This window comes from Mesorhizobium sp. M7D.F.Ca.US.004.01.2.1 (assembly GCF_003997785.1).
Taxonomy (GTDB): domain Bacteria; phylum Pseudomonadota; class Alphaproteobacteria; order Rhizobiales; family Rhizobiaceae; genus Mesorhizobium; species Mesorhizobium loti.
Genome location: NZ_RZRQ01000459.1, coordinates 1 through 3576 on the forward strand (window position 1 = coordinate 1; position 3576 = coordinate 3576).

General features: G+C 65.1%; 3 protein-coding genes. 2 read left to right on the top strand and 1 reads right to left on the bottom strand.

Features of this window, described 5'->3' with window-relative positions; all coding sequences use genetic code 11:
- Position 1: 1 nt before the first annotated feature.
- Positions 2-1135, bottom strand: coding sequence for an ornithine/lysine decarboxylase (gene odc2, locus EN993_RS32895; RefSeq protein ID WP_127265948.1), 1134 nt, complete (start codon positions 1133-1135; stop codon positions 2-4).
- Positions 1136-1675: 540 nt separating this feature from the next.
- Between odc2 and EN993_RS32900 the strand changes: the two genes are divergently transcribed.
- Together EN993_RS32900 and EN993_RS32905 are read left to right on the top strand one after the other, a co-directional pair.
- Positions 1676-2872, top strand: a complete 1197-nt coding sequence (locus EN993_RS32900; protein ID WP_127265950.1) for an amidase — start codon at positions 1676-1678, stop codon at positions 2870-2872.
- Positions 2873-2874: 2 nt separating this feature from the next.
- On the top strand, positions 2875-3576 hold a 702-nt coding region (locus tag EN993_RS32905; protein WP_164757965.1), incomplete at its 3' end, for a LysR family transcriptional regulator.

Below are 3576 nucleotides of genomic sequence, written 5' to 3' on the forward strand. Positions count from 1 at the left end.
GTCAGATCACGTAGGATCGGAGAGGCTCGAAGCCGTTGAAGGCGACCGCCGAATAGGTGGTCGTGTATGCCCCGGTACCTTCGATCAGCACCTCGTCGCCGATGGTCAGCGACAAAGGCAGCGGATAGGGCGTCTTCTCGTACATCACGTCGGCCGAATCGCAGGTCGGGCCGGCGAGCACGCAGGGTGCTGTCTCCGTGCCGTCATGCGCGGTGACGATCGGGTAGCGGATCGCCTCGTCCATCGTCTCGGCCAGGCCGCCGAACTTGCCGATGTCGAGGAACACCCAGCGCACATTGTCGTTGGCGGCCTTCTTCGAGATCAGCACGACTTCCGACTTGATGACGCCGGCATTGCCGACCATGCCGCGGCCCGGCTCGATGATGGTCTCGGGAAGCGCATTGCCGAAATGCTTGCGCAGCGCCGAGAAGATCGCCTGGCCATAGGCCTGGGCCGCCGGCACGTCACGCAGATAGCGCGTCGGGAAACCACCGCCCATGTTGACCATCTTCAAGACGATGCCTTCCTCGGCGAGCGTCGCGAACACCACCTTGGCGTCGGCCAGCGCACGGTCCCAGGCGGTCAGGTCGGTCTGCTGCGAGCCGACATGGAACGACACGCCATAGGCGTCGAGGCCGAGCCCCTTGGCATGGCGCAGCACGTCGACGGCCATCGCCGGCACGCAGCCGAACTTCCGCGACAGCGGCCACTCGGCGCCCTCGCCATCGGTCAGCACACGGCAGAACACGCGGGAGCCTGGAGCGACACGGGCGATCTTCTCGACCTCTTCGACGCAATCGACGGCGAACAGGCGGATGCCGAGCTGATAGGCGCGTGCGATGTCACGCTCCTTCTTGATGGTGTTGCCGAAGGAGATGCGGTCCGCCGGCGCACCGGCGTCCATCGCCATCTCGACTTCGGCAACGGAAGCGGTGTCGAAGGACGAGCCCATCGCAGCAAGCAGGCGCAGGATTTCCGGCGCCGGGTTTGCTTTCACCGCATAGTAGATCTTCGAATCGGGTAGCGCCTTCTCGAAGGCGCGGAAATTGTCGCGCACGACGTCGAGGTCGACGACGAGGCAGGGGCCGGTCGGACGTCGGGTGGCGAGGAAGTCAAGGATGCGCTGGGTAGCCATCGGGGTCTCTCCATCAGCGCCTTTCGGCGCGCAATAAAGCTGCGGAACGCGGGCTGTCAGCCTCGCGAACACGCGGTGGACAAAGGCGGGACGGAAATCCATGGAACCAGCCGGTGGAGACCCCGGAACCATGAAGCGCCGTCTCGCGGCGGTGAACCTTGGCCTTGCCCGGCCTCGGTTCGCTTTGTCTGCCTTGGCTTGGATGGGAGACCCGTCCGCACTGCCGGCAATGAAGGTGTGCCTCTTCAGTAACCCCGGTTTTTGGACAACCGGCAGAACACCAGAAAGGCCCGCACCGTCGTTGCTTCAAGGTGTCCTCGGGCTGGCGGTTGGCCGCTAGACCGACTGGAGGGGTTGGCTCCAGTTACCTTACCGATTTCCCTCACCATTCGAGGATCGGCGGACACCCACAGGCACGTGCGACTTTGGGCAAGCGCGATATATGGCTGGTTGCCGTCACAATCAATAAAAATCGTATCCCAGGTTGTAAAATTTCTGGCATCGAACGATGTTGCGGCAACCGTATCCGGATATCGAACGATGACAGGCACGCACGGCCCTCTCAACGCCTTTCTCTATCTTCGCCAGATGCCGGTGGCACATGCCGAACTCGGGCCCCTGGCCGGCCTGCGGCTGGCCGTCAAGGACATCTACGACGTCGCCGGCTACCGCACCGGCTGCGGCAATTCCAGGAAATTCGCTGAAAGCCCCGCCGCTTCGCGCACGGCACCCGCCGTGCAGATGATTCTCGATGCCGGCGCACGCTTCGTCGGCAAGACGCAGACCGACGAGCTTGCCTTCGCGCTGTTCGGCCAGAATGCGCATTTCTCGTTTCCGGTGAACCCGGCAGCGCCCGACCGCGTCACCGGCGGCTCGTCATCGGGATCGGCGGCGGCAGTGGCGGGCAGGCTGGCCGATATCGCCACCGGCTCCGACACCGGCGGCTCGATCCGCGCGCCGGCGAGCTTCTGCGGATTGATCGGGCTGCGCACCACACATGGCCGCATTTCGCTCGATGGCTCGATGAAGCTGGCCCCGAGCTTCGACACGTTCGGCTGGTTCGCCGACGATATCGAGACCTATGAGACCGTCGGCAAGCTGCTGCTCGGCCGCGACCCGCACCAGCACACGCTCGACCGGCCGCTGGCGCTGGAATGGCTGGATGGGATGGTCGCCCGCCCAGCGATTGCCGAATATGCAGGAATGAAGGCGCTGGCGAGCGCGGTCTTCGGCCCGCCTTTGACGCAGGCAATCCGCTTCACCTCATCCGCGGATGAACTCTACTGGTGCTTTCGCCGGCTGCAGGCCAGGGAGGCCTGGGCGGTGCATGGCGAATGGATCACAAGCGGTGAGCGCGACCTCGGCCCCGGCGTTGAAGAGCGCTTCGGCTTTGGCCGTGCCGTCGACGACAAGACAGCCCAGGCTGAAAAGGTGCGCCGGCTGACCTTTCGCGGCGAACTGAGCGCCCTGCTCGGCAAGGACGGCTTCCTTGTCCTGCCGACGGTGCCGGGCCCAGCGCCCTACGTCGACAGCACGCCGGAGCAGTTCCAGGCCTATCGCGAACGGGCGCTCCAGCTTCTGTGCCTGGCCGGCCTGTCCGGCTTCTCGCAAATCACCCTGCCCATCGGCTCGGTCGCCGGCGCCCCGTTCGGCCTGTCGCTGCTTGGGCCTTCCGGCAGCGACATTGCCCTGATACGGCTCGGCCGGAAACTCCTCGACGCGGCACGAAAGGCCTGACCATGGACACACTGACCCGCATGCGTGCCTTCATCGACGTGGTCGAAGCCGAGGGCTTTTCGGCGGCGGCGCGCAAGATCGGCCGTTCCAAGGCCCTTTTGTCGAAATATGTGCGCGAGCTGGAAGACGAACTCGGCGCGCTGCTCCTCAACCGCACCACGCGCCAGTTCTCGATGACCGAGGCCGGCCACACCTATTACCGGCGCGCCTCGGAGATCGTGCGCGAGGTCGACAGCCTGGCCGACGCCGTGCGCGAATCCTCCGGTGACGTGCGCGGCCGGATCAAGCTGTCAGCGCCGCGCACCTTCGCCGACGCGCCGATCGGCCAGTCGCTGATCGATTTCGCCAAGCAGCATCCCGACATTGTGCTCGACATCCAGCTCGACGACCGCTTCGTCGATTTGGTCGAGGAAGGCTTCGACCTGGCGGTGCGCATCTCGCGGCTGGAAAACTCGTCGCTGATCGCCAGGCGGCTGGCGCCATTTTCGATAAAGCTCTGCGCCTCTCCCGAACTGATCGCCAAGCATGGCACGCCGACACGGCCGCAGGATCTCAGCCGAATGCCCTGCATCGTCGACACCAATGGCCGCGGGCTGAACAACTGGCCGTTCAAGGGCGACAATGGCGATCCGGTGAGCGTTTCGGTGTCGGGTCCGATCGAGGTCAACAGCCCAATGACGGCGAGAGCCGCGGCCGTGGCGGGG

What these genes read in the sequence shown, in the direction of transcription:
- odc2 (WP_127265948.1), bottom strand. Translation starts at nt 1,135, where the DNA reads ATGGCTACCCAGCGCATCCTTGACTTCCTCGCCACCCGACGTCCGACC.
- EN993_RS32900 (WP_127265950.1), top strand. Translation starts at nt 1,676, where the DNA reads ATGACAGGCACGCACGGCCCTCTCAACGCCTTTCTCTATCTTCGCCAG.